25 protein-coding genes are annotated in these 25,748 nt (G+C 48.9%); 12 read left to right on the plus strand and 13 right to left on the minus strand.

Features of this window, described 5'->3' with window-relative positions; all coding sequences use genetic code 11:
- The first annotated feature begins 15 nt into the window (after window positions 1–15).
- Window positions 16–618, plus strand: coding sequence for an acyl carrier protein phosphodiesterase (locus ACXAGC_RS04430; protein WP_474842744.1), 603 nt, complete (start codon window positions 16–18; stop codon window positions 616–618).
- Between the two features lie 3 nt (window positions 619–621).
- Here ACXAGC_RS04430 and minE read toward each other — a convergent pair whose 3' ends face one another.
- The 6 genes from minE to ACXAGC_RS04460 form a co-directional block, all read right to left on the minus strand.
- Window positions 622–876 (minus strand): cell division topological specificity factor MinE, encoded by a 255-nt coding sequence (gene minE, locus ACXAGC_RS04435; RefSeq protein WP_119502090.1) that lies wholly within the window; start codon window positions 874–876, stop codon window positions 622–624.
- Window positions 876–1,685: a septum site-determining protein MinD gene (gene minD / locus ACXAGC_RS04440; protein WP_119502091.1), complete on the minus strand. Its 810-nt coding sequence runs from the start codon at window positions 1,683–1,685 to the stop codon at window positions 876–878. The genes minE and minD overlap by 1 nt, the downstream gene beginning before the upstream one ends.
- A 30-nt stretch (window positions 1,686–1,715) precedes the next feature.
- Window positions 1,716–2,456, minus strand: a complete 741-nt coding sequence (gene minC, locus ACXAGC_RS04445) for a septum site-determining protein MinC (RefSeq protein ID WP_119502092.1) — start codon at window positions 2,454–2,456, stop codon at window positions 1,716–1,718.
- Window positions 2,457–2,653: 197 nt separating this feature from the next.
- Window positions 2,654–4,060 (minus strand): zincin-like metallopeptidase domain-containing protein, encoded by a 1,407-nt coding sequence (locus ACXAGC_RS04450; protein WP_474842747.1) that lies wholly within the window; start codon window positions 4,058–4,060, stop codon window positions 2,654–2,656.
- Between the two features lie 263 nt (window positions 4,061–4,323).
- Entirely contained in the window at window positions 4,324–6,201 is a 1,878-nt protein-coding gene (locus tag ACXAGC_RS04455) for a DUF885 domain-containing protein (RefSeq protein ID WP_474842749.1), read from the minus strand.
- 413 nt (window positions 6,202–6,614) lie between these two features.
- Complete coding sequence (locus tag ACXAGC_RS04460) at window positions 6,615–6,833, minus strand: hypothetical protein (protein WP_474842751.1); 219 nt, start codon at window positions 6,831–6,833, stop codon at window positions 6,615–6,617.
- A 574-nt stretch (window positions 6,834–7,407) separates the two neighbouring features.
- On the opposite strand from ACXAGC_RS04460, the gene pqqA reads away from it, so the two are divergent.
- The 6 genes from pqqA (at window position 7,408) to ACXAGC_RS04490 (ending at window position 11,950) form a co-directional block, all read left to right on the plus strand.
- Window positions 7,408–7,479, plus strand: coding sequence for a pyrroloquinoline quinone precursor peptide PqqA (gene pqqA, locus ACXAGC_RS04465; protein ID WP_083273040.1), 72 nt, complete (start codon window positions 7,408–7,410; stop codon window positions 7,477–7,479).
- Window positions 7,480–7,633: 154 nt separating this feature from the next.
- A complete protein-coding gene (gene pqqB, locus ACXAGC_RS04470) occupies window positions 7,634–8,557 on the plus strand; it encodes a pyrroloquinoline quinone biosynthesis protein PqqB (protein ID WP_474842753.1) in 924 nt (307 codons plus the stop codon).
- 15 nt (window positions 8,558–8,572) lie between these two features.
- Complete coding sequence (gene pqqC, locus ACXAGC_RS04475) at window positions 8,573–9,328, plus strand: pyrroloquinoline-quinone synthase PqqC (protein ID WP_474842755.1); 756 nt, start codon at window positions 8,573–8,575, stop codon at window positions 9,326–9,328.
- On the plus strand, window positions 9,325–9,591 hold the full coding sequence (pqqD, locus tag ACXAGC_RS04480; RefSeq protein ID WP_474842757.1) for a pyrroloquinoline quinone biosynthesis peptide chaperone PqqD: 267 nt from the start codon (window positions 9,325–9,327) through the stop codon (window positions 9,589–9,591). The genes pqqC and pqqD overlap by 4 nt, the downstream gene beginning before the upstream one ends.
- Window positions 9,584–10,711, plus strand: coding sequence for a pyrroloquinoline quinone biosynthesis protein PqqE (gene pqqE / locus ACXAGC_RS04485; RefSeq protein ID WP_474842759.1), 1,128 nt, complete (start codon window positions 9,584–9,586; stop codon window positions 10,709–10,711). Before pqqD ends, pqqE begins: the two co-directional genes overlap by 8 nt.
- A 12-nt stretch (window positions 10,712–10,723) precedes the next feature.
- A complete protein-coding gene (locus tag ACXAGC_RS04490) occupies window positions 10,724–11,950 on the plus strand; it encodes an insulinase family protein (RefSeq protein WP_474842761.1) in 1,227 nt (408 codons plus the stop codon).
- Window positions 11,951–12,051: 101 nt separating this feature from the next.
- On the opposite strand, the gene ACXAGC_RS04495 is transcribed toward ACXAGC_RS04490, so the two are convergent.
- Window positions 12,052–13,323 carry a sugar MFS transporter gene (locus ACXAGC_RS04495; RefSeq protein WP_474842763.1) on the minus strand — a complete coding sequence of 424 codons (1,272 nt, stop codon included), beginning with the start codon at window positions 13,321–13,323 and terminating at the stop codon, window positions 12,052–12,054.
- Between the two features lie 445 nt (window positions 13,324–13,768).
- On the opposite strand from ACXAGC_RS04495, the gene ACXAGC_RS04500 reads away from it, so the two are divergent.
- The 4 genes from ACXAGC_RS04500 (at window position 13,769) to ACXAGC_RS04515 (ending at window position 19,838) form a co-directional block, all read left to right on the plus strand.
- On the plus strand, window positions 13,769–15,670 hold the full coding sequence (locus tag ACXAGC_RS04500) for a monovalent cation:proton antiporter-2 (CPA2) family protein (RefSeq protein ID WP_474842765.1): 1,902 nt from the start codon (window positions 13,769–13,771) through the stop codon (window positions 15,668–15,670).
- Between the two features lie 146 nt (window positions 15,671–15,816).
- Window positions 15,817–17,931: a TonB-dependent siderophore receptor gene (locus tag ACXAGC_RS04505; protein ID WP_474842767.1), complete on the plus strand. Its 2,115-nt coding sequence runs from the start codon at window positions 15,817–15,819 to the stop codon at window positions 17,929–17,931.
- Between the two features lie 133 nt (window positions 17,932–18,064).
- A complete protein-coding gene (locus ACXAGC_RS04510; RefSeq protein ID WP_474842769.1) occupies window positions 18,065–18,520 on the plus strand; it encodes a GNAT family N-acetyltransferase in 456 nt (151 codons plus the stop codon).
- Window positions 18,521–18,647: 127 nt separating this feature from the next.
- Window positions 18,648–19,838 carry a cytochrome b/b6 domain-containing protein gene (locus tag ACXAGC_RS04515; protein WP_474842771.1) on the plus strand — a complete coding sequence of 397 codons (1,191 nt, stop codon included), beginning with the start codon at window positions 18,648–18,650 and terminating at the stop codon, window positions 19,836–19,838.
- A gap of 69 nt (window positions 19,839–19,907) precedes the next feature.
- Here the strand turns inward: ACXAGC_RS04515 and ACXAGC_RS04520 are convergent, their stop codons facing one another.
- From ACXAGC_RS04520 to ACXAGC_RS04545, 6 genes are all read right to left on the minus strand, one after another.
- The gene (locus tag ACXAGC_RS04520) at window positions 19,908–20,924 is read right to left on the minus strand and encodes a M48 family metallopeptidase (RefSeq protein ID WP_474842773.1); all 1,017 of its coding nucleotides are present in this window, start codon (window positions 20,922–20,924) and stop codon (window positions 19,908–19,910) included.
- A gap of 3 nt (window positions 20,925–20,927) precedes the next feature.
- A complete protein-coding gene (locus ACXAGC_RS04525) occupies window positions 20,928–22,175 on the minus strand; it encodes a YjgN family protein (protein WP_474842775.1) in 1,248 nt (415 codons plus the stop codon).
- Window positions 22,176–22,269: 94 nt separating this feature from the next.
- Window positions 22,270–22,443 carry a hypothetical protein gene (locus ACXAGC_RS04530; RefSeq protein WP_474842777.1) on the minus strand — a complete coding sequence of 58 codons (174 nt, stop codon included), beginning with the start codon at window positions 22,441–22,443 and terminating at the stop codon, window positions 22,270–22,272.
- A gap of 46 nt (window positions 22,444–22,489) precedes the next feature.
- Entirely contained in the window at window positions 22,490–22,648 is a 159-nt protein-coding gene (locus tag ACXAGC_RS04535) for a hypothetical protein (protein WP_474842779.1), read from the minus strand.
- Window positions 22,645–22,779, minus strand: a complete 135-nt coding sequence (locus tag ACXAGC_RS04540) for a class IIb bacteriocin, lactobin A/cerein 7B family (protein WP_474842781.1) — start codon at window positions 22,777–22,779, stop codon at window positions 22,645–22,647. The genes ACXAGC_RS04535 and ACXAGC_RS04540 overlap by 4 nt, the downstream gene beginning before the upstream one ends.
- A gap of 155 nt (window positions 22,780–22,934) precedes the next feature.
- Window positions 22,935–24,851: a CHRD domain-containing protein gene (locus ACXAGC_RS04545; RefSeq protein ID WP_474842783.1), complete on the minus strand. Its 1,917-nt coding sequence runs from the start codon at window positions 24,849–24,851 to the stop codon at window positions 22,935–22,937.
- A gap of 314 nt (window positions 24,852–25,165) precedes the next feature.
- On the opposite strand from ACXAGC_RS04545, the gene ACXAGC_RS04550 reads away from it, so the two are divergent.
- Window positions 25,166–25,645 carry a DUF411 domain-containing protein gene (locus ACXAGC_RS04550; RefSeq protein ID WP_474842785.1) on the plus strand — a complete coding sequence of 160 codons (480 nt, stop codon included), beginning with the start codon at window positions 25,166–25,168 and terminating at the stop codon, window positions 25,643–25,645.
- Window positions 25,646–25,748: the final 103 nt, after the last annotated feature.

Here is a 25,748-nt window from a genome sequence, read left to right on the forward strand (position 1 = left end):
TTCACTACGCCTCAGATGAACTATCTCGCTCACCTTTTTCTTGCCCGTCCCACACCCGACTCCTGTTTTGGCAACCTGCTGGGAGATTTTCAGAAAGGACTGGATACCACCTCACTGCCAGCTCCGGTTTATATTGCCCTGCGTAATCACATGGCCGTAGATAAATTTACTGACAGTCACCCCTGGGTACGGGACATTAAGAAAACATTCAGCCCTGAAAGGCGGCGGTTTGCCGGTATAACCCTGGACGTGTTATTCGATCACTTTTTGATTTGCCACTGGAAGCAATTTTCACGGCAGCCGTTTGACGACTTCTGCGGTGACAGATACCACCTGCTGGGTCAGCGCACCGGACAAATGCCACCACGCATGCAGCAGGTTACCGGCAGTATGATTAACAATCGCTGGCTGGATGTGTATGACTCACTGGACGGGGTGAACATGGCACTGAACCGCACTGCATCCCGCATACGGTTTAAACACCGGTTTGAAAACAGTCTTGAGGAAATATTGCCGGTTTACGACACATTGCTTGCAGATTTTCCGGCATTTTTTGAAGCACTCAGAAAACACATAAAAGAAAAGGGCCCGGAGGCCCTTCACTTCGATAACGTCTGAGGTTTAATTCTCAGGCAGAGTGATATTCAGTTCCAGTACACTACAGTCGTCACTGTTTTCCAGTTGCACCGATACATCATCATCAGCAATTTGCACATATTTGCGGATAACTTGCAGAATTTCCTGCTGCATCATTGGCAGGTAATCCGGTTGAGAACGTTTACGGCGCTCATGGGCGACGATGATCTGCAAGCGTTCCTTGGCTACTGCGGCAGTGTTAGGCTTACCTTTTTTCAGCAGATAATCGAAAATACCCATTATTTACCTCCCAGCAGTCGCTTAAAGAAACCTTTCTTTTGAACGTCCAGGAAGCGGTGTTCTACCGTTTCGCCCAGCAGTCTGCGAACCGCGTCAGAGTACGCCTGACCGGCATTCGATTCATCATCAAGGATGACCGGTGTACCCTGGTTAGACGCTTTCAGAACCGCCTCAGACTCCGGAATAACACCCAGCAGCGGAACGGCCAGAATTTCTTCCACGTCAGCAACACTCAACATTTCTGCGGTGGCAACACGTTGCGGGTTATAACGGGTCAGCAACAAGTGCTCTTTCACTGATTTCCCCTGTTCTGCACGCATAGATTTGCTCTGCAAAATACCCAGGATACGGTCAGAATCACGCACTGAAGAGACTTCCGGGTTAGTTACCACGATAGCTTCATCAGCAAAATACAGTGCCATTTGCGCGCCCTGCTCAATACCAGCCGGCGAATCACAAATGATAAAGTCATAATCTTCGGATAAATCGTTAAGTACCTTCTGGACACCTTCCATTGTCAGTGCATCTTTGTCTCTGGTCTGTGACGCAGGCAGGATGTACAGGTTGTCGGTACGTTTGTCTTTAATCAGTGCCTGATTCAGCGTGGCTTCTTTATTAATTACATTAACAAAGTCATACACCACACGTCGCTCGCAGCCCATGATCAGATCAAGATTCCGTAAACCCACATCGAAATCTATCACCACGGTTTTGTGTCCGGCCAGTGCCAGACCTGTAGCAATGGCGGCGCTGGACGTTGTTTTGCCAACCCCACCCTTTCCTGAAGTTACTACAATAATTTTAGCCATTTACTATTCCCCAATAGCGTCTGCACTGCGTTAGGTTAATGCTTCTATAAGAAGTGCATCTGCATCTAAATATGCCTGCGCTGGTTGTTTCCAGCACTTATTTTGTATGTTTTCCTGCATCACGAATCTGCCGGCGATAGATACCAGCTCAGCTTCCATGTTCTGGCAAAAAATTCGTGCTTCAGTATTACCTTTTACGCCCGCCAGCGCGCGACCGCGCAGGGTACCGTAGACGTGAATATTTCCGTCCGCCAGGATTTCAGCCCCTTCACTTACGGCGCCCAGTATCACCAGATCACTGCCATCCGCATACACCTGCTGTCCGGAGCGTACAGGGCGGGCAACAATTTTTGCCGGCTTAAGTACTTCTGTGGTTTTGGTGATTGTTACGGTTTCAGTGACCGGCTCAGGCGTCTGCTCCGGTTCCGGTTCGGCGGGCTTTGCTTCTGTCAGTGAACGCTCACTTAACTTACTCTGACTGATATCAGCCAGACCAAGATCGTTTATCGTCGCTTTTAACCCGTCGGTTTCACCCTTTATCGCCATCGGCTGTAGCTGATGACGGCGGCATAAAGCAACCAGCAACTCGAACTCTGTTGCCGACATTGTAGCGTTGAGATGGAGAATAAGCGAAGAACGGGTGAAAAAATGTGGCGCACTGGCAATTTTCGCCGCCAGTTGCGTGTCAAATTCATCCGGTTCGAAATGAAGGACTTCCAGTACAATACTGGTAAGCGTGGTGCCTTTCATACGAAAGCACTGTTGTGACATGAAGCGCATCCTGAATTATCGTTATTATCCCGCTGCAAGCCAGAAATGACAAGGCGGTGACAGATTGCACAACTCTATCAAATTCCCGTTCTACGGCAATACAAACTCCGGGAAAAATACGATAAACGGACAAAAAAACGCCAAAAATAGCAAATAAGTCCGTGCAACCACCATGAAGAGTGGCTGCACAGGCTATTTTAGTCTTCCTGACGGTTGTCAGGGAAGAGATAGTGACAAAGGCGGTTTGCACACTCAGATGCACTGGCTACAACCGCGAAACGCTCTTTGGAAGGCAATTCGTCCAGCCAGTTACCAATACGCTGAACACTGGTCTGGCATGGCTTTCTGTCGAGACCAAAGCGCGCTGACAAATTCGACGTGGCGACTTCTGTGACCAGTGTGGAATAGGCGTCGTACTGCACCGGGTTCAGCAAATGTCGTCCCACATCCAGCCGTTTCTGATGACCGGCCCAGCGGATCAGTAACGGTAAGATGGCCTGATACCAGGCTTCTGTGACATGCTTGGCATACAGTCCGGTTTCAGGCGGCATTTCGATATAATCTTCCTGCGGATGGAAACGGGGCTCGTCACCTTCCCTGATATCCACATTCAATCTGTCTATCCGGTTCTTCAATGTGGATAAGGGTTCAACGAATCCTTCTTCGTAGGGCATGCCTTTGTAATCCACCAGCTCACTGGCATTGTAAACCAGTGAAATACGGCGACCTTTCTGCGCAGCCCCTTCATCGCCCTCTCCCCACGACAATTCTGCCGACGGCATGGAATAGTAATGAAATACCGGTGACGGCCTCGCATCTTTGCGTAATTTAAAGCCCTGTTTTTTCCACTGAATTTTAGTGCCCCACAAATTACTGGTATAGCCGTAGGTCCGTGACGTAAGCGACAACATAACCCAGGTCAGCATGGAGTTATAAGGCACTTTTGAACGGATATTAAAATGAGCTACCGGTTCAGGTTGTTCTATCCAGCGCAAAATACAGTCGTCATCTCTGGCGATTAAATCAGCCAGAATATCCTGATAGCGGGTTTCATCCAGATCCCAGCTGTCATTGTTTAACAGCACAACATCAGCCAGTGTCTGACAACTTCCTACCGGATGGCGCCGCAAGAAGTAATGTAAGCTCTTTGCGGAACTCACGTCTTTGCGGACAATGTCCAGATCGTTGATATACACCACCCAGAAATGCAGCTCTTTCAGTAGTGTCTGCATTTCACTGCGGGTTACGCCTTCCCACTTTCCCGGTGCCTGTAAGTCAAAAATTTTACTCACCGGTGTATCACTGTATGCACCCGAAATCTTTTTCAGAATGTCCTGATAAGACAGACCCAGCCATTCTTCAATGTCTGCAATCTGCTTACTTATCTCACTTAAGTTCGCCACACTGGCATCCAGACTCCGGTCATTGCCTAAAAAATGGATTGGCCGGTTACTGGTCGCCGTTTGTTCGACGAAGCGTCTGAAAGGATCACGGCCATTGTATTTCGCAGACAGCCGCAACAATGTTTTCGGACTGCTTCCCGTTGCAAGGGAACATTCCAGTTGCAACGGGTAACTGTTTCGAAACTGCGATAATGTCAACATGGGCTACATCCTTCTTTATCTTCTCTTCAGGCATTGATGCACGATGTTCCACCGGGAACGGTCGTTTTCCTGATATGGCCGGAGTGTAGCCAGACCCTTATGGGTGTTCGATATACAAAATGATAATCAGATGTAGATACTAATAAGTACGCATACCCGTTTTTTTGCGGGGAAACCGGTGATTTCCGGTGACGTTCTGAAGCGCAGAAATGAGAAAGGCCGGAACAAGTCCGGCCTCAACCAAATGCAAAGCAATGTTTTAATTAGTATTTTTTAGATTCCACCCACTTTTCAACATCGCTTTTCACCATTGCCATGGGTCGTGCACCGGGCAGTAGCACAACATCATGAAATTCTCTAATGTCATATTTGTCACCTAATACATTCCTTGCTTCTTTTTCCAGTTTGACAAAGGTGAGCATGCCCAACTTATACCCAAGTGCCTGACCCGGCCACGCCATGTAACGCTCGATTTCAGGCACAACATCAGATAAAGATGTACCGGTAGTTTTATGGAAATAATCAATCGCCTGTTCTCTGGTCCAGTGCTTGTGATGCAGGCCAGTATCAACAACAAGGCGCACCGCACGGTACAATTCAGCCTGCAGACGCCCTAAATCCCCCAGTGGATCATCGTCGTACATGCCCATATACTCAGCAGCAACGTATTCAGAGTAGAGTGCCCAGCCTTCAACATACGCGTTATAAGGCGCGTTTTGACGCATCAGACCAATGTCTTCCTGCGCCATGTTCAGCGCGATCTGGAAATGGTGCCCCGGCACGGCTTCATGATAAGTCAGCGTCTTCAGGCCGAATTTCGGCACCGCTTCCATATCACGTAAGTTTATCCAGTAAATCCCGGGACGTGCGCCATCCAGGGAAGGCGGCGAGTAAAAACCGCCAGCTTCACCCGCTTCCGAAACCGGTGGAATACGGCGTACTTCGACTGCCTGCTCCGGAATAGTGCCGAAGAATGAAGGCGCTTTTGCCATCACTGCATCAATTTCATCATTCAGATAATCCAGCAGCGCACCACGCCCTTCATCAGTGGCATCAAATACCTGACCTGGCAAGCCGGCAAGGGCAATCATCCGCTCCCCCACCGTTCCTTCACTGTAGCCATTTTCTTTCAGAATGGTGTCCATCTGCGCTGAAATCCGGTCAACTTCTTCAAGACCGGTCTGATGAATTTCATCTGCCGTCCACACAGAATCGCCAAGGAAGCGGATTTCATGAGCATAAAACTCATCGCCCCCCGGTTGCGCCCAGATACCGTCACTTTTACTTGCATGTGCTTCGCTCTCAAGCACCGCATCGCGGGCCCGGTTCCACGCCGGATAAACAACCGTTGTCACCAGTTCAGTTGCCTTTGCCACCAGCGCTTCACGTTGCTTATCATCAATGCCTTCTGCTTGTGTGAGCTTTTCTGCGAAGGTTTTCACCAGTTCATGATCTGCGGGTTCACTGGCGAGAAAATTATTAAAAAAAGCGATGGTCTTCGGATGCAGCTTTTTAGGTAAAACGATGCCCTTCGCTTCGTCGGCTTTAAACTTAGCCACAACGCCATCAGCGAACTCACCCATTTTTTCCAGGCGGCTGATGTAAGCGTCTGCTTCCTGCTCATTGCTTACAGATTGCTGTACCTGCATAAGCTTTGGCATGTCGATTAACGGGCCGGAGATCTGGTTGATGATATAAGGCAGATGACCGCCCCAGGTATCAATGTAGCCTGCGGGGAAACGGGTATCACCTGTGTAGTAGTCAAAGATATTAATCAGAATATTACGGTGTGTCTGCGCCTCTGCTGTCAGCCCTGCCGGGTCAATGTCTTTAAGGGCCGCAGAACCTTCTGCCATGCTTTTTTGCAGCGCAGCCATCCCTTTTGCAGTGTAGTCTGGAAACTTATCGTTGTACGGACCACCAGCCTGCTCCGGCGTCAATGCCAGCATCGTTGACAAAGCCGGTTGTTGTGTCAGAAACGCAGTCGTGTAAGTGTTCGCCGTTTCGGACAATGCCATTTCTGCTGCTTGTTTTTGAGCAGCGGTGACGCCGGTAGTTTCGGTTGCCGGAGTCTGAGATTCATTACAACCGGCAAGCAGGCCCGCTGCCAGTAATGCTGTGTACACAGGTGTGAGTTTCATGGTTTCTCCCGTTTATAATTATTCTGTCTATTGTGACTGATCATCCTGCCACTTACCGTACAGTTGATCTCAAAGGATTATTAAGTCAGCGTAATCACGCTTTATTGTGTGTCAGATCAGGCAAAGTGACAGAGTACCCGGATAAAACTGGAAAAGAGAACAGAATTTGAAACCCGCCCTGTAAACTTTCAATATATCTCCAAGGTAATTTCAGAAATAATAAACAGTAATGAAGGCATCAGTCCGGACAAAATCAGCGTAGGATTTTTCAAATGGTATGTCTACCGGAAGGCAGGCAGCAGGAATTGTTTTGGGCTACACCATTGGACAATGAGGTACGGTAAACAGAATGTTTACCACTACGACAACCTCAAAGTCAGTCCGGTTAAGATAACCGGTTGGAGGAAAGAAAATCAGGCGATACGTAAAGCTGCCTTACTTTTTACAGGTTGAGGAAAGGGATGGCTTGAATCAAGGATCAAACGGCTGCCATCATTAAAATCATAGGCGGTAAGCGTATCAGACAGAGATTCACACCTGGCACATGTGCGGAAACAATGTAGCCAGATGTGTGATTGTTCAATACGTAACGCCTGATCGGCAAGGGTCGGACGGATAACAGGAATACTCATTTTTACTCTCCGGGTAGAATCCTATTCTTTCGTCTCACTGCCTGCGAAAGATCACATCATAGAAAAGATTTATTTACCTAATTTATTGCCACTGGACAATCCCTGTTCCGGAACTTGGGCTCCTTGTAAAATAACAAAAACCGACAGGTCAATTTTTGATCTATCTCAAGAAAGATTTCAAGGGTAATGATAGATTTTTTCAGTGATAGTTCGAGATTAATTTCTTCCCTGGATCTAACCGGAAGTTATATCAATTACAGGAGCTCACAAAAAGCAAGGGGCGAATCTTTTATTACAGACCTTTCGTAACAATGTGGGACGGCATAATGATGTGGAAAGCTATTTGCCTGATGCTATAGTTGATACATACAGTCAGGTTGCCCCGTGAAAAAACTGCTTTGCCAATACAGCCAACGGCACGGTTAAAGCATGAGAGCAAGGTGACAACGCCTTCCTCCCAAAGTAGCAGTCAGCATCAGGGAACTAGTGCCAAAGTAGGATTTTTTTCCCAAAAGTCGTTTTCTATAATGATTGCGAATGTTAAATCATCGTTAATAAAAACAGGAGCCGCCCCATGTGGACTAAGCCTCAATATACTGAAATGCGTTTAGGTTTTGAAGTAACTCTGTACATCAAAAACCGTTAACAGCCCTGCAAAGGCTGGCTGTTGATTTCAGTAGCAGGTCTTTGGTTGTGGTGCCGGTGACACTCAGCATTGCTGACTGACACCCTGATGAAAGGTTGCCACTGGCAGCCTTTTTTGTTCCTCTTATATGACGCTAAGACGGTAAAGGTGAAGTATGCAAATTCTCGTTTTAGGTTCCGGTGCCGGTGGTGGATTTCCCCAGTGGAATTGTCACTGCAAGAACTGCAAAGGGCTACGGCAGAATTCAATTAATGCGTCTGCCCGCACGCAGTCAAGCATAGCGGTTTCTTCCAACGGCACAGACTGGGTGCTGATCAACGCGTCTCCCGACCTGCGCCAGCAAATCAATCAAACACCTCAACTGTGGCCGGCGGACCCTGAGCAGCAGCGCGGCACATCTATCCGTTCTATTGTGCTTACCGACAGTCAGATTGATCACACAACCGGATTACTGACGCTGCGGGAAGGTTTGCCGCTGCCGGTGTATTGCACTGACGTGGTCTATGAAGATTTAACCGGTGCATTTCCTCTTTTCACGATGCTTAAACACTGGCACGGCGGACTTCAACGCCACGGAATTGATACAAAGTACGACAGTGCTTTTACACCTGAAGGTGCTGATGGTCTTCTTTTTCATCCTGTCGTGCTGGCTTCAAATGCGCCGCCGTATTCCTCATACCGGGATAACATTGTGCCGGGCAACAATATCGGCCTGCATATAGAAGATACCCGTTCCGGCAAATCGGTTTTCTATGCTCCCGGCTGTGTTCAGGCAAATCCGCTGGTAGAGAATATGTTGGATAAAGCGGATTGTGTGTTGTTTGACGGCACGTTATGGCTTGACGATGAAATGATTAAAAACGGATTCAGTAACCGTCTGGGAACGCAGATGGGCCATATGCCGGTAAATGGTGAAGACGGTGCAGTTGCCCTGCTGAACAGGTTCAACATAGAGCGCAAGGTACTTATCCATATTAATAATACAAATCCGGTACTGGATGAAGACTCATCTGCTCACCAATACCTCGAAGACAATCATATTGAGCTTGCTTACGATGGCATGCACATTACGCTTTAACGCTGAGGACTGACAATGACAGCACAGCCGTGGTCAAAACAAGAATTCGAACAAAAACTTCGCGCTAAAGGCGAGTACTATCATATTTATCACCCCTTCCACATAGCTATGAATAAGGGGGAATGTACCAAAGAGCAGATTCAGGGCTGGGTAGCTAACCGGTTTTATTATCAGGTGTGCATTCCGGTTAAAGACGCAGCCATTCTGGCTAATTGTCCGGACATGACCACACGCAGAAAGTGGATCCAGCGGATCCTTGACCACGACGGTGAAGACGGTGACCCGCGCTTAGGTGGCATCGAAGCCTGGCTGAGGCTGGGTGAAGCTGTGGGCCTTAACCGTGACGATATGTTGTCTGAAAAATACCTGTTGCCCGGGGTTAAGTTTGCTGTGGGTGCATACGTGAATTTTGCCCGCCGTGCGACCTGGGAAGAAGCAGCCTGCTCTTCACTCACAGAAATGTTCGCTCCCGAAATACACCAGAGTCGTCTGGATAGCTGGCCAGGTCACTATCCGTGGATTGATAAGGAAGGCTTCACCTATTTTCAGATGAGATTAAGTCAGGCCAGACGGGACGTTGAACACGGTTTACAAATCACGCTGGACCATTTTGTCACCCGCGAACAACAGCAAAAAGCATTGAATATCCTGCAGTTCAAACTGGACGTTCTGTGGTCGATGGCAGATGCTATCAGCCTGGCTTACGAGTACGGCCGTAAACCCTACACGGGGATCGGCGACCAGTCACTTTGTCACAAGGGGTTACTATGACACGCATCCCGAAGCGCAACCGGTTGTATAAACTGCAATTTGAAAAAGCGCAGAATTGCTACGTCCTGCTGTTCCCTGAAGGCATGGTGAAACTGAACCCCAGTGCTTCAGAGATCCTGTTGCAGGTAGACGGTGAACAATCTGTTGGCGATATCATTACTGCACTAAAAGCAAAGTTTCCGGAAGCCCCGGAAGATATCGGTGACGATATCACCGCGTTTTTAAGCGATGCCGAAAGCAAAGACTGGATCCATTATGTCTGATGAAACGAATACGCCGGCCGCCGGTCCGCCGCTGTGGTTACTGGCAGAGATCACCTATGCCTGTCCCCTGCACTGTGCTTACTGTTCAAACCCCTTAAACCTGACAGCAAAAGAAGAGGAAATTGATCTTTCCCACTGGCTGCGGGTGCTGACAGAAGCCCGTGAAATAGGAGCCGTGCAACTGGGTTTCTCAGGCGGTGAACCCTTATTACGTAAAGATTTGGAGCAAATGGTCAGCCATGCGTCCGAACTGGGTTTCTATACAAATTTAATTACCTCCGGTATAGGCATGACAGAAAAGCGTATTGCCGCTTTAAAAGAGGCCGGACTCGATCATATTCAACTGAGTTTTCAGGCTGCGAATGCAGAAGACAACGACCTTATCGGTAACCGCAGGCATTCATTTGCGCAGAAACTGGAAGTAGCCAGGCTCATCAAGCAATACGACTATCCCATGGTCCTCAATTTCTGTCTGACAGCCCAAAATATCCATCAGATTGATGACGTGCTGACCCTGGCCTGTGAGTTGAATGCGGATTTTGTTGAGCTGGCAACCGTACAGTATTACGGCTGGGCTTACGTAAACCGCGATCAGTTATTGCCCTCAAAAGCGACGCTGGAAGAAGCGGAAGTAAAGGTTAATGCTTTCCGCGAAAAGCAGAACGGTAAAGGGCCTAAATTCATTTTTGTGTCACCGGACTACTACGAGGACCGTCCGAAAGCCTGTATGAACGGCTGGGGTTCAACCTTTCTCACCGTCACCCCGGATGGCTCAGCACTGCCCTGTCACAGCGCGAAAATTCTGCCGATGACGTTCCCGAATGTGAAAGAGAAATCCCTCAGCGAGATCTGGTATTCAGACTTCTCTTTCAACAAATTCCGCGGCACAGACTGGTTGCCCTCCCCTTGCCGCGACTGTGATGAAAAAGAAAAAGATTTCGGAGGCTGTCGCTGTCAGGCTTACATGCTCACCGGCGATATGCATCAGGCCGACCCGGTCTGCAGTAAATCGCCCCATCATCACACCATCGAAGCCGCGATTGAGAAAGCGGCACGTAACGAAGACAAAGCGGTGATTTTGCGGGACCCGAAAAACAAAATTGATATTGTGACTGTATGAGCAGGTGACGGTATGTCTCTCTCACCTGCCACCGTCATCCAAAAATGTTCCGGCCCCGCGACTCCGTTTACCGGCGTATTTGCACTGCCAACGCCGGTGAATGATGCTTCCGGCGTGGCTCACGTGTGTGAGCATCTGGTTTTCAGGCGCTCTTTGCATTTCCCCGAAGCCCATAATTTATTCGCCGCGCTGGCTATACTCCCCCTTCGTATCAATGCCTCAACGCAGGAAGAGATGACGTTTTACTTTGTCGAAACGGACCATGAGGCATTGTTTCATCACGCCCTGTCGTTTCTGTATTCAGGCTTACTCAACCAGCAATATTCAGATGACGATATATTGCGGGAAAAAAACGGCGTCATCTATCAGGAGCTGGACTTTTACGAGCAACAACCTACCTACCGGCAACATGTGGCATCGCTGCTGGAGGAAGGGAAATACAGTGAGGCTTTTACCGGCGGTTTCACGGGCACAGTGCCTCATTTAACGACTGAAGTTATCAGGCAGTTCAAAAGCAGATATTACCGGCCGGACAATATCACACTGCTTATAAATAATGGCGACACCGGCAACATCGCTGACAAACTTAACTCCGTCGCTAAGGATTATGGCTACAGTATCTCTTGTCAGCTCAACCCGGAATCCTTAAGTGTACCCTCAGAAATTACGTCTGATAACGGTGATTCTGACAAGCACTCAGAAGAAGTTAAACGACTTACCGGCTATTACAAAGCCACATTAAGGGCACAGGATAATGTCTCAGTTAATACTGCAAAGTCATCAGCCATAGCGTTCGCTGACCTGACGAAAAAACCGGATTTGGAGACACTGTTCCGTGGAGGAAAGCCCGCCCTTTTACCACCACTGACCTCAGATGAGACAGCTTCCCTGGTCACCACGGTATTATCACCTCATCAAACATTTCATCAGAGCACAGCTAACGACTACCCGCCCCTGCCCCGTTACGTGCTGGCGCAGTGGCCATTGTTAGTGAGTTTTGAGCAAATAAAAGCAGCGAACAATGACTGGTACATAGCTTTTCCGTTCAGCGACAGCCGTAAAGCAGCACTGGATAAACTATTAATGCAGTCCGCGTTCTGGTCTCCCAGGATAAGCGGGCATTGCTATGCCATGGGAACCGGCCGGGACGGCGACATGCTGGTTTGCTATTTTATCAACGACAGACTGGCAGATAACAGAATGGAATATTGCCACTGGCTGATTACAGCCCTGAAGTAGACAGGGGCGGGAGTTTTACTGAAAACGGACTGAGACAAAAAAGGCAGGAAATTAACCTGCCTTTCTTCGTTATGCGCCAATGCTGTTATGCGTCGATGCGCTCAGGAAGCAGCAAGCTCTGCGTCCGGTGCATTCTTTTGCTGTTTCGAGCCAACCGATGCGAACCAGGCAATATACAGGTAACAGAACACTGGTACGATGAACGCCAGTTGCACACCCATACCATCTGCCATTACTCCCTGTAAAAGGGGAACCAGTGCGCCGCCTACAATAGCCAGACACAGCAGGCCGGATGCCTGAGAGGTATGTTGTCCCATGCCTTTCAGTGACAAACTGAAAATAGTCGGGAACATGATAGAGTTAAACAGGCCCACCAGCAGAATTGCCCATACCGCAACCTGACCGGATGTCATCATCGCCGTAATGATAAGCACCATGGCGATAACCGCATTTCCTGTCAGCACTTTGTGTGCACTGACCCGCAGCATCACATAACTGCCGACAAACCGGCCAACCATGGCACCACCCCAGTAATAAGCGACGTACGCAGAGGCTGTTTCTTCGCTCATGCCACCAATATGGCTCTCACCGAGGAAATTCACCAGGAAGCTGCCGATTGCCACTTCACCGCCGACATACAGGAAAATACCCAGTACACCGAACAGTAAATGAGGATATTGTTTCAGTTGCGCAAAAGAGAGCGGCTTCACCGGTTTTTCCTGAGATGCAATCACCGGCAACGAGGTTTTCGATACGATCACCGCCAGCAAAATCAGAAACGCCGCAATGCCGATGTAAGGAATTTGTACCGCTTCAGCGTGGGCTTCTGCAGTGGCGTTCGCTGCCAGACCGAAGATAAGCAAGCCGCCAAACAAAGGTGCCACAGTGGTGCCCAGTGAATTAAATGCCTGTGTCAGGTTTAACCGGGTTTCTGCTGTCGACGACGGACCCAGCGCCACCACGTAAGGGTTTGCTGCAACCTGCAACAACGTGATGCCGGAAGCCAGCACAAACAGTGCCGCGAGGAAGAATACGTACTGAGCAGTAGCTGCTGCAGGATAGAAAAGACCAGCGCCTACAGCGGTGATCAACAAGCCGGTTACCATGCCCTTCTTGTAGCCAATGCGTCCCACAATGCGTCCTGCAGGAATTGAGCAAATAAAATAAGCGCCGAAAAAGCAAAACTGAATCAACATGGCCTGGGTGTAGCTCAGATCGAACTGCATCCGCAAATGCGGGATCAAAATGTCATTCAGACACGTAATGAATCCCCAGATGAAGAAGATGCTTGTCATTACTGATAAAGCAAACTTCGGTGTTGATGTGCTATTCGACTGAACGTTGTCTGATTGAGGTAAAGGCGAACCAGCCATAATGTACTCTCTTTTTGATATTGTTCGTTGTTGTTGCGTGTAGCGATAAGCGGTCAGCGCACGCCGCTGAGCGTTATCAGTCAGATACTTTTCCCTGCCCGAACAATATGCGTTTGCCTGGTTGAGCAAATCTTTTGTAGGGTGTTGTTCTGGTTCATAGCGGGGCGCAAAGTGCCTAAATACTCAGTGAAATGACATCGAATGTCAAACAATGAATTCACAATTTGTTAACTGCCCTAACAAAAAACATAATTGCATATCACTGAATATCAGATATAGCCAAAATTTATAGGATTTCCTCTGCCGGTACATTGCCCGCTGTGCCCGATAGCGACATAATCAGACTGTGGTTGCTCCCTGCCGTTTTCATCAGATTACCGGCACAGCCAGCCGGTCTCAGCACACTATTTTTCCCCATTTTCTGTTTAAGGACGACACTTACGCCATGACAGGGTATTTTCTGCAAGCTTTCATCTATCTGGTTGCTGCGGTCATCGCAGTGCCGCTTGCCAAACGTTCAGGGCTGGGTTCTGTGCTCGGATATCTGGTGGCCGGGGTTGCCATCGGGCCGGTGCTCGGACTGGTAGGAGATGAAACCACAACGATTCAGCATTTTGCCGAGTTCGGCGTGGTCATGATGCTGTTCCTTGTAGGGCTGGAACTGGAACCCAAATCATTATGGGCAATGAAAACCCGGCTGATAGGACTGGGCGGATTACAATTGCTGCTCACCACAGTTCTCATTACCCTGCTGGCGCAGGCTCTCGGACAAACCTTGTCGGTGTCGCTCACCATCGGCCTGATATTTTCACTGTCTTCCACCGCCATTGTATTGCAAACCTTTCAGGAAAAAGGATTACAACAAACTGAGGGCGGTAAAAGCGCTTTTTCGGTTTTGCTGTTTCAGGATATCGCCGTTATTCCCATGCTGGCACTGATACCGCTCCTCGCGCTGCCCGAATTAGCTTCTCAGCATACAGACAGCGGCAGCCACGGGAACAATTTCAGCCTGGTGGAGGGCTTACCGGCCTGGCTGTACGCCATTGTAATTATTGCATCTGTGGCTGTTGTAACCGTTGGCGGTCACTATCTCAGCAGGCCATTATTCAAATTCGTGGCCTCGTCAGGCTTACGGGAAATTTTCACCGCAACCGCTCTCATGCTGATGGTAGGTATTGCCGCGCTGATGAGCCTGGTGGGATTATCTCCCGCATTAGGGGCCTTCCTGGCCGGTGTTGTGCTGGCCAACAGTGAGTTCCGTCATGAACTGGAAGCGAATGTTGAACCCTTTAAAGGGCTGCTCCTCGGGTTGTTTTTTATCACTGTCGGCGCCGGTATTAACGTAGACATTCTCACTGACAATGCACTGATCATACTTGGCCTTACCCTCACCGTCATGCTGGCGAAATCGCTGGTACTGTTTGTCGTCACCCTGTTTTTTAAACTCAAAGCGGCAAACCGCTGGTTGTTTGCCCTCAGTCTCGCTCAGGCCGGTGAATTTGGCTTTGTGCTGCTGAGTTTCTCTGGTCAGAACGCTGTATTGCCGGCGGGACTGATTGAAATATTGTCACTGGTCGTTGCTTTCTCCATGTTCCTGACCCCGGGGTTGTTCATTCTTTTCGACAAAGTCATTATGCCCCTGTACACCGGACGCAGTAACCGCAGAAAACCAGACGAGATAAAAGAAAAAGGCACGGTGATCATTGCCGGGATCGGTCGCTTCGGACAAATCGTTAACCGCCTGCTGTTAGCCAATAACATTAAAACCGTCGTACTGGATATCCGCTCTGAACAGATTGGTAACATGCGCCGTATCGGCACTCAGGCCTATTTCGGAGACGCATCCAAACCCGATATGCTGCACACAGCGGGCATCGAACACGCTTCGATGCTGGTTATTGCCATCAATGATAAAGAAAGCAGCATCGACATGGTGAAATATATCAAGCATGCCTATCCCCGCGTTAAGGTATTATCCCGAGCCTTTGACCGCGGGCACGGCTACAGACTCCGGCAGGCAGGTGTCGATTTTGTGGTGTCAGAAACCTACCATTCAGCGCTGGAAATGGGGGCTGAAGCGCTCCGGTCATTAGGCATTCACCCTATTCAGGCGAAGAAACAGGTTGCGGCTTACAAGGCTATTGAAGCGAAGCAAAGTGATACGCTCTACTCGGCCTGGTTAGACGATGCCAGTGGCGAGCGCATAGACAACAATTTTATAAAGCTGTTTATCCAGCTCGAAACGTTAATTCAGGAAGCCCTGAAAGAAGCAGAAAAAGAGGCCACACCTCACATTCATCATCAGGAAACGGTGGTAAACAGTGCGGAAGACTCAAAGAATGAATAAGCTGCCGGTCTGTATGAGTGGCGTTCAATTTCTGCATATTATGAAGTGCCGTTAAATCAACTTTTCAGAGAAAAGCTTGCAATTAAATTGAGAATGAGAATAATTATCAGTTCTTAACATATCTTAACTTTCAGGCTTTTCTTTTCATGCAATATCAACCCCTCTCCCTGGCTGTCGCAGCTGCGCTGACGACAATGTCTGTCTGTGCGCAGGACCAGCAAGATGTAGAACAAATCGAAGTAAAAGGTCGTGCACAGCAATTCTATCTGGACAGCCATACCCGCCTTGGAACAAAGACCGACGCAGATATTATGGAAATTCCGTTGTCGGTGCAGGTGTTAACCCGCCAGCTCATTCAGGATCAGGCCGCACGCGACATCACGGATATGTACCGCTCTATTGCCGGGGTCAGTGAATTCAGTTACTCCGGCGTGACATTCCGTGGCTTCAGGGACGACGGTAATGTGTTTTATGATGGCGTCCGCGGCGATCCTTTCTCCGGCTTCAGTGTGCCTCAGCTTTTTAACGTGGAACGTGTGGAAGTGCTGAAAGGGCCGGCGGCTTCCCTGTATGGCGGCGGCGAGCCGGGCGGTATGATTAACTACGTCAGCCGGAAACCGTCTTTTGAAGAAAAGAAAAATATCACCCTGACAGGCGGTAATTTCTCACTGGCAGGTGCATCAGCTGACTTTACCGGTGCGGTTTCTGACACCGCGGCATACCGTTTAGGCGGGTTCTATGAAAGCCAGGACAGCTTCAGAAATAACGCTGATTCAGAAAATATTGAACTGTCAGGCGGCATGACTTTCCTGTCAGGACAGGATACCACCCTGACCACAACCTTCGATTACATCGTGCAGAACCTGGGCGGCAACCGCCTGCGTGGTGTACCCGTGGATGACGACGGGAATTTCATTGTAGATCGCAGCTACAACGCAAACGAGAAAGGCGATTATCAGGATCTCGAAGCGCTGGTTTTACAGGCAAACCTCACCCACAACTTCACAGACAGTCTGTCGTTTAACGGCACACTGCGTTATCTGGATAACGAGCGTGAGCAGGCCTATCATGAATCCAGAAGCTGGGTGGATGCCAACGGCGACGGTGAAGCCAATATTGATGATCAAATTATCCGTCGCGAATACCGTAAACAGTACAGAGCAAATGATGAAATCAGCCTGACACTGGACTTCGTGTATGATTTCGACACCGGTGAAACCGCACACCAGTTCTTATTTGGTGGTGACTTCCACAATATGGAAACAGAATACGACTACTTCCGTGCCCGTTATGAAGCGGACGGCGTTGCCAACCTGAATATCTTCACCCTGAATTACGGCATTACCGACCCTTCAACATATGATCTCACAGACATGAACCGTGACGGCAATAAACGTCAGCGAATGAGTGCCTACATTCAGGACAAGATCCAGTTTTCACCTTCATGGGCCCTTCTTGTAGGTGCCAGACTTGATCATTTCGATGAAGAAAACAAAGAAACGCTGGCGGAATATTCTGACAGTGATATATCGCCCCGCGCCGGCCTTATCTACACGCCTTCTGACAACACTACCGTCTACCTGAACTATTCGCAGAGTTTCAACCCTGTGGATCCCAACGACTTCGCGGAAGCCGGCCCTGTTCAACTTTCTCCGGAAACCGGCGAACAGGTGGAACTGGGCCTCAAGCAAAGCTGGCTGGATAACCGCATCATGATAACCGTTGCCGTTTATCAAATCGACAAAGAAAACCTTGTGATTGCCAATCCGGACTACATCGAAGGTGAAAATGATGCCACAGAGCCGGCGCTGATTAATTTCGGACTGGTGGAAAGCGAAGGCGCAGAGTTCACCCTGGTGGGTGATATAACCAATACCATAAGCGTGACTGCCAACTATGCCTACAACGATACGCGGATTGCATCAGGTGAGACCGCCAACACTTATGACGGCACCCGCCTGGCCAATACACCCCGCCATCAGGCAGGACTCTGGACACGCTATGCTATCGACAGTATTGATTCTTCCGTGGCATTCGGGGTTGATTACGTCAGTGAACAACGAAGCCTGAACGGTCAGAAAGTGAAACCTTACACCGTGTTTGATGCCAGCTGGACAACGTCGTGGGATGATCTGCTGTTAAGCGTAAACGTGCGGAACCTGTTTGATAAAGTCTACGCAGTCAGCGGATTCAGCGAACGTAATGGCCACTTCCCCGGCGAGCCAAGGGAGATAGTTGTACAGCTCAGCTACGACTTCTGATGACAAACTAATCCTGTAAAGCCCGTTGCCGGTGTATTCTATCCCGTCAACGGGCCTCTGCTCATTCTGAAATTGGCATCGGCAGCTGGATTTTGTATTCTCATTTATCTGCAATTTAAACAGAGACAGTAGCATGCACATTCAGTACGACAACCTGCAAGGCAGCGACATTGTTGCACTGCTGGAAGAACATCTGGCCGATATGTTCGCAACATCACCGGCAGAAAGCGTACATGCTTTGGACTTGAGCGCTCTGAAAGCACCGGATATTCACTTTTTCTCGGCCAGAAGAGACGGTGAATTACTGGGCTGTGTGGCAGTAAAGCAGCACAGCGATACTGAAGCAGAGCTTAAATCCATGCGCGCCACCAGAGCGGCCAGAGGAACCGGCACCGGATATGCCTTGCTCCTCCACGCCATCTCCTTTTGTCGGGAAAAGGGATTTACCACCCTCAGTCTGGAAACGGGCACCCAGCCTTACTTCGAAGCCGCAAGAAAACTCTACTACCGCAATGGTTTTAAAGACTGCGGACCTTTTGCATCTTATCAACCCGATCCGAACAGTCATTTTATGACACTGGCGCTTTGAAACTACCGGACTGCCATTGAATTCGATAAATCAGGTTAAATTATTCTCAAAATAGAGATGCCTTGCAGTCGCAGGTTTGCCGGAACGTCTGTAATCTAATTGCAATTTCAAACCGGATTTATCAACCATGAATACCATTTCAAAACCTTATAATCTGGTTGCCCGCATACTGCACTGGGCAATTGCAATATTAATATTCTGGGCAATCGCTCTTGGCCTGGTTGCTGAAGGAATGCCAAGCTCTCCGGATAAAATTGAACTGTTTGTGCTGCATAAGTCTGCAGGATTTACAGTACTGGTACTGGCTGTGGTGCGCTTGTTCTGGCGCTTGGCACATCCTCCTGCCCCGCCCGGACTCCCTCCGCTGAAGGAAAAGCTGGCGTCAGCCGGTCACTGGGGGCTGTACCTGCTCATGCTGGCGGTTCCGTTGAGTGGCTGGCTGTTAAATTCTGCCGCCGGTTATCCGTTTGCCTGGTTCAATTTAATTTCAGTTCCTCATATTCCGGGACTGGATAACGGGAGCCGGGACTTATTTTCATCTTTGCATGAATATTTGTTTTACATTATCGCACTGATGGTAGCCGGACACATTGCCATGCTGGTTCTGCATAAGCTCCTGGATGGCATCAGCCTGTTACCGCGAATGTTGCCCGGAAAGCAGCTTGTCAGCGCAGGTGCGCTGTCTTCCGTACTTGTTTTATTGATCGGCTTTACTTTCTATAAAGCTGAAAGAACATCCGCGGACGCCTCAGATGTACCGGTCGCAACGCAGCTTCCAACGGCCCCTGCAGCACAACAGGAAGTGAATCAGTCTGACAGCCCGCGATGGGAAATGGTCGCAACGCCTGATAATTTTAACTTTAACAACAGCTACGCAGGCCAACCTTTTACCGGCGCAATCCGTCAGTTTACGCCGGCAATCTATTTCGACCCTGCAGATCCTGAAAACGGAATCATTGATGTCACAATCAATACCCAAAGCATTACGACTAACAACAAAGACTGGGATGGCACCATTAAAGGTAGTCAATGGTTCGCAACTGAAGCCCATCCTGAGGCGCACTATCTGAGTCGCGATATCAGAAAAGAAAATGGTAAATTTATTGCTGACGGCGAACTCACCTTAAAGGGAATGACAAAACCAATTTCTGTGACGTTCAGCTGGCAGGAAAGCAATGATGAGGCCCGGTTTATTGGCTCAGCGATCATTGACAGACGGGACTTTGAGATCGGCAGCGGCAGTTGGGCTACAAATGCCAGCGTAGCTTATGAGGTTGAACTGGCCATCGATTTGAAATTGATGAAACAGACGAACTGAGACACTTCAAATAGCGGAGGTCAGAATGAGTACTCTCTCATTCTGACCTTCTGCTACAAGTCTGCGCTATTATTGATTAAACGCCCTCGCCTTTTCAATCCGCTCCTTCATAACCGGATGTGTTGACAACCAGTTCTCTACGGTTTCACTGGCCTCAGGCAATGATTCACTCAGTTTTTCCATCGCTCTGGCGAAATCTTCCGGATTGCGGCCGGTGACGGAAAGCTGATGTAACGCAAAATCATCGGCTGCACGTTCGTGAGCCTGCGAGAACTTATTATGCAGCACGGTGGAACCGACACCGAAGAAAGCTTCAATGGCACCGGTGAGATCGCCGAAAAAGTAAGAAACCGCCAATGTCGTAAATAACGATTCGGCAATCATCTGCATGGAGTGATTCTGCTCAACGTGACCCACTTCGTGGAGCAAAATGGCATCGAGTATTGCTAAATCCTCCCCGGCAAGGGCGATCATGTCATCAGTATAAACAATGGTGCCATCGGGTAAGGCAAATGCGTTTGGCCCGGTAAAAGAGGATTTACGGAACTGAATATTAAAGTATTCATGATTAACACGGATATCGTTGATCACTTTATGAAAATGAGCCTGTAACGATGATTGTTGCGTAACCGGCAAGCCGCTTGGCTCCAGGATGGTGGCATCCATGGCACTCAGCGTGTGTTGTGAGGCAACAAACTTTACTTCCTGCGGGATCACATCAGCAAATCGCACCGCTATCCAGGGCATGATAAAAGCAAAGACCAGATACAATAAAACCGGCACCATCACGACACTGGCAATTACCCAGTGTCGTTTTGATTCCAGTTTATTGATGGCGTCTCCGCCCTTTCCATCCAGCCAGGCATCCAGAGGCGCTGAACTGTCGCACACCAGTAATACATTACCGGGCAAGGTGATTTCACGGGGAAGGCGACCCAATTTAGGTTTGCAGGTCACCTCACTACGCAGATACGTTTGCTCACCATTGCCTTCAAAGCTGCCGACAATCAGTGCTTCACCGTTCACATCACAGTCAACCTGGTATGCCGCAGCGCCGGCACGGGGATACAACTGTCCTTTTGCCACAATTTACCCCAGAGCAATATCCACATCGAACAATCCGGCAGCTTCTTCACCCGCCGCACCAACATCACTGGTGTAGCCTTCCATGACCTTATCGACATCAGACAGTATCGCTACCTGCGTACGCTCTGCATAGAAATTAGCGGTGCGGACTTTGGTCCACGGGAAGGCAAAGCCCAGTGTGAAAATGATGGCCAGAATGTTCGTGCCGCGCAGGCTGATAAGCTCACCCACCCCCACGTCTGATGAGAATCTCGCAATACCGTCAAGCTCTGTAACCGCAAAAAGATGATTCCGGATGCGTGCTGAATAAAAGCCTGACGCAATCACATAGGCCAGAAAATACATAGCAAATGTGCCGAAAGTGAATACCAGAGAACCCGATGAAGAAAACTCTTCACCTGATGAAGTGGAAAACATAGCCACTGCCATAAAGATCCCGCCAATCAGGAAAATACCAAACGCGATGGCGCCGGCGGCGATCCCTGTGCCGAAATATTCACCGGTATTTAAACGGGTTTTAAATGACTTATCGCCGTAACCGGATGATTCCAGCAAGAACTGGTCTATCTTTTTCAGGGCCAGTGGCAATATGAGATAAAGAGTAAATAAACTGGCTACCGGCCAAAGTACAAAGACAACAAACGCCCGGCCGAAACGACCTTTAAAATTAAAGCGGACATTGCGGTAAGACGTCATACGCATTTTGAAACGGTAACTGAGAATCACCAGTACAGGTGTTAGCAAACCCAGAGAAATGGCCACGATGACGCCGGCAAGCGGATTAAAGTAACTGGCAAGGAAATAGCCGCCAAAAAGTACCACGGCGATGGCGCGCCCCTTGAGGATTTGCAGGGGTTCAGCCAGGTAAGCAAAACGGTGACCGTCTATGTCGGTATTGCCGTAAAAATAACGGTTAGTTCTTACCTTTGCCCAGGCAGAATAAATACCCAGTGTAGCGATGGTTAGGGCCAGATTGACGATCCAGATTGAGAAAAACTCGCCTGTTATACCATGAAATTTTACAGGCACTGTGCGTAGCGGTTGTGCCGCCTGCCCGGTATCATCCTGAGGAGCCCCGGGCTGGTGCGTACCGGCAGCCGGTTCCGGAGAAGACATGCTGGCAGATTCCCTGGCGGCAATCAGTTGATCGAGCATCCGGGCTCTGTCAGGCCAGGCTTGTTCGTCTATGGTTGAACGTGCTTCTTTAAGCTCAGACAAGGTATAGCCTGAATAATCGATTTCATTTTCCATATGCACTCTTTTTTATATTTTTGTCCATTCTGTGACGACATATCACGTTTAAGAACATACTGAAAACACTGTCATTCAGCAAGTATGAAACCTCTTACTTTGCCTTTGAGACGAGCCTGCTGAGACTCGCCAGAATCAAAAATAGCAACCCCGTCTGAAAATGCTCTATAAACAAATCGCGACTGTCATAAACAAACCTTTCCCAAACCGCCTGAGCGAAGAAAAGGCCTGCGCCGGTGTAGTACGTCACATCTAAAAGTCTGTTCATTGCTGATATTCCGGAACAAGAAAGGCTACCGGAGTAGCCTCATATTTTAATAGCGATACCAGTGGTTTTGATTGGTATTACCGTATTGCGCGTAAATGGCATCGTTAGCGTTCGCTACTGTGCCAAAAAAAGCGCCCAGGTCGTAAAACAAACCGGCACCGGAAATGCTGTTAATTTCTTCAGTGCTTAACTCTGCCATTCTCATGCTTTGTTCCTCGCATCAGAGTATCCCTGCCAAAAATCATACCCGGCATCTGCAATGGCAATAGCCGTTGCAATGTGTGCCCAGATCCCTCCGGCCACCTGATTAACTTGATTTTCAGTTAACTCTTTCATAGTTGATTCCTTTCTGTGAATGATTCCAATTGAATCGGGAACATCCTAACAAATCGCTATTCGCTGAAAACTGTACTTAATGCCTGAAGTTTCCCGTAAAAAGAAAGGCCAGCTTTAAAAGCTGGCCTGTTTTAACGTTTTATATTTCAGAACGGTTATTCAATTTGTCCGCGTAATTCACCATCGGGGTTAGCCGGTGTGTGGATATTTACGTAATGACCACCTGAAATCAGGACATTATAGATATCCATATCGATCATCGTATCTGCAGGGGTCATCCACATGCCCATGTCGTCCGCAGACTGCTCCAGACCTACCAGAACATCACCGTTTTCACCGGCTGCGCCTGTATGAATATGTGCTGCCGTCGCGTCATCAACATTTTCCGTATTAACAACTAACTCCAGGGCATAGGTCATTGAATTCACCAGCGCATAACCATTACCCGTTGCCGTTGTGGTAACGGCGGGCACCTGCTGATCGCCGCTCAGAGGGAAGGTAACTACCATGTAATCAGACGTTATGATCTGACCACGGATTTCACCGCCCATGTTTGCCGGCGTATGCACATTAACGTAGTGTCCGCCCGAGGCCAGCACCTCAAGAATGTCAGCATCGATCATGGTATTTTCCGGTGTCATCCACATTCCCATATCATCAGCCGATTGCTCAAGGGCCACCAGTACATCTCCGTTCATGCCGATTCGGCCGGTATGAATATGAGCACCTGTCGCATCATCAACCCCTTCAGTATCGATAACCAGCTCAAGAGCATAAGTAGACGTGTTTACCAGCGCATAACCGTGACCCATTGCCATGGTATCAACAGCAGGCACTTCCTGCTCACCGTCCAGCATAAAGGTCGCAATTGCATACTCGTTTGTGAGGATCTGGCCACGCAGTTCGCCTCCGCCGTTAGCAGGTGTATGCACATTTACATAGTGACCGCCCGATGCCAGTACGCCAAAGATATCAGCATCAATCATCGTCCCTTCCGGCGCCATCCAGGTGCCTGCGTCACCGGCTGATTGCTCCAGTGCAACAAGCACGTCACCATTCATGCCGACTCTGCCGGTGTGGATATGTGCCATGGTTGCGTCATCTACGCCCTCTGTGACTACCGTCAGTTCCAGTGCATAGTCATCAGTGTTCACCAGCGCATAACCGCTACCATATGCTTCGGTAGTTACCGCCGGAACTTCCTGCGCACCGGAGAGCATAAATGTAGCGAGGGCAAAATTATCTGTCAGGATTTGTCCGCGAATTTCACCGCCGGGGAAATCCGGAGAATGAACATTGACATAGTGGCCGCCGGAGACAAGCACCGCCAGTGTGTCTTCATCAATCATTGTGCCGTCGGGTGTCATCCACATCGTCATGTCGTCCATGGACTGTTCCAGCGCAACCAGAACATCACCATTCATACCTGCACGGCCTGTATGAATATGAGCAGCACTGGCATTGTCCAAATCTTCTGTATAAATCACTAAATCAAGGTCGTAGGTCGCTGTCGATACCAGCGCGTAGCCGTAACCGTCAGCCATGGTCGATACCGCAGGCACCTCCTGGGTACCGTCCAGCATAAACGTCACGATGGCCATGTCATCTGAAACAATCTGACCGCGAACCTCGCCATCCCCGAAACTTTCAGTGTGCACATTGATGTACCAGTCACCGTCTTCCAGGTCAGCAATCAAGTCGCTTGTGATACTGGTTTCGGCCAGCGTGTATGTACCGTCTGATGTCATCTCCAGCCCGAATGCCACATCACCATTGCGACCTATATCGCCGTCATGAATGTGAACAGCTGACACACCTTCAACACCGCTTACGTCCACCGTCGCCCGCAGAAGCATAAGCTCTTCATCAACTTCGACGGTGGCCATCGCCATTTGCGTCGACATGTTCATAGGGACTTGCTGCATACCATTAAGCTCAACATCGTAGGTGGCAGATGCTGAGAAGGTGGGTTCTTCCGGTTCGACAACAACAACCTCATCATCATCGTCATCACTGGAGCATGCACTTAATGCAACTGCCGCTCCGATTACTGCTAACTTATAAAATTTCATGTTTCTCTCCGCCGGTGAAAAAATAATTAACACTGTTTTAACGGAGTGTGCACAACTTGGTTCATTTATGCTGCCAAATAAAGTCAATTATCGGATTAATATTTATTAATAGTTTCATAACTCACTGAAATTGCTCCAGTAGTCAGGCGCGGGTCGAATTACTCGTGAAATCCGGGGGGATCATCTCATAGCAAAACTCGATATTTAAGCTATGGGAAATGTTTGCGTGTGATCAGCTGAATCCTGCGTGTGTATTGACGTACAGGGAATAAATAGGTTTAGATAGCCAAAACTGAACAACCGGAAGACTCCTAATGAACATAAAAATAGCACTCACAGCACTCTTGCTGATTTTGCCGGCAACTTTACCCGCGACGGCAGAAACTGTTGATCCGGAAGCGACAAAAATGGATGTGTATAAAAGCCCGACTTGCGGCTGTTGTAAAAAGTGGATTTCTCACATAGAAAAAGCGGGTTTTGCAGTCAATCCTGTGGACCATTCAGATTTATATACACTGAAAATGAATGCAGGCATCCAGCCTGAATACCAGTCGTGTCACACCGGCATTATTGACGGATACGTGTTTGAAGGTCATGTACCTGCCAAATTTATCGAACAGTTTCTGGAACAGCCGGTAGAGAATGCCATCGGGCTCTCGGTTCCTGCCATGCCCGTTGGTACGCCGGGTATGGAAATGGGCGACCGCTTTATGCCTTACGATGTTTTAGTGTTGATGAAAGACGGCTCAGACCGGGTGTATGCCAGCATCAAAGGTTACAACGAACAGTTCTGATCAAAATCTAAAATTTTGTCGTCTGGATTAAAAAATATGTTGTAACTGTGTCTGAACTTAAAAAACGTCGCCGGCGTAATCACATCAACCAAACCGGCCCGTT

The sequence above is a fragment of the Alteromonas sp. AWJ4_197 genome, from assembly GCF_056160285.1.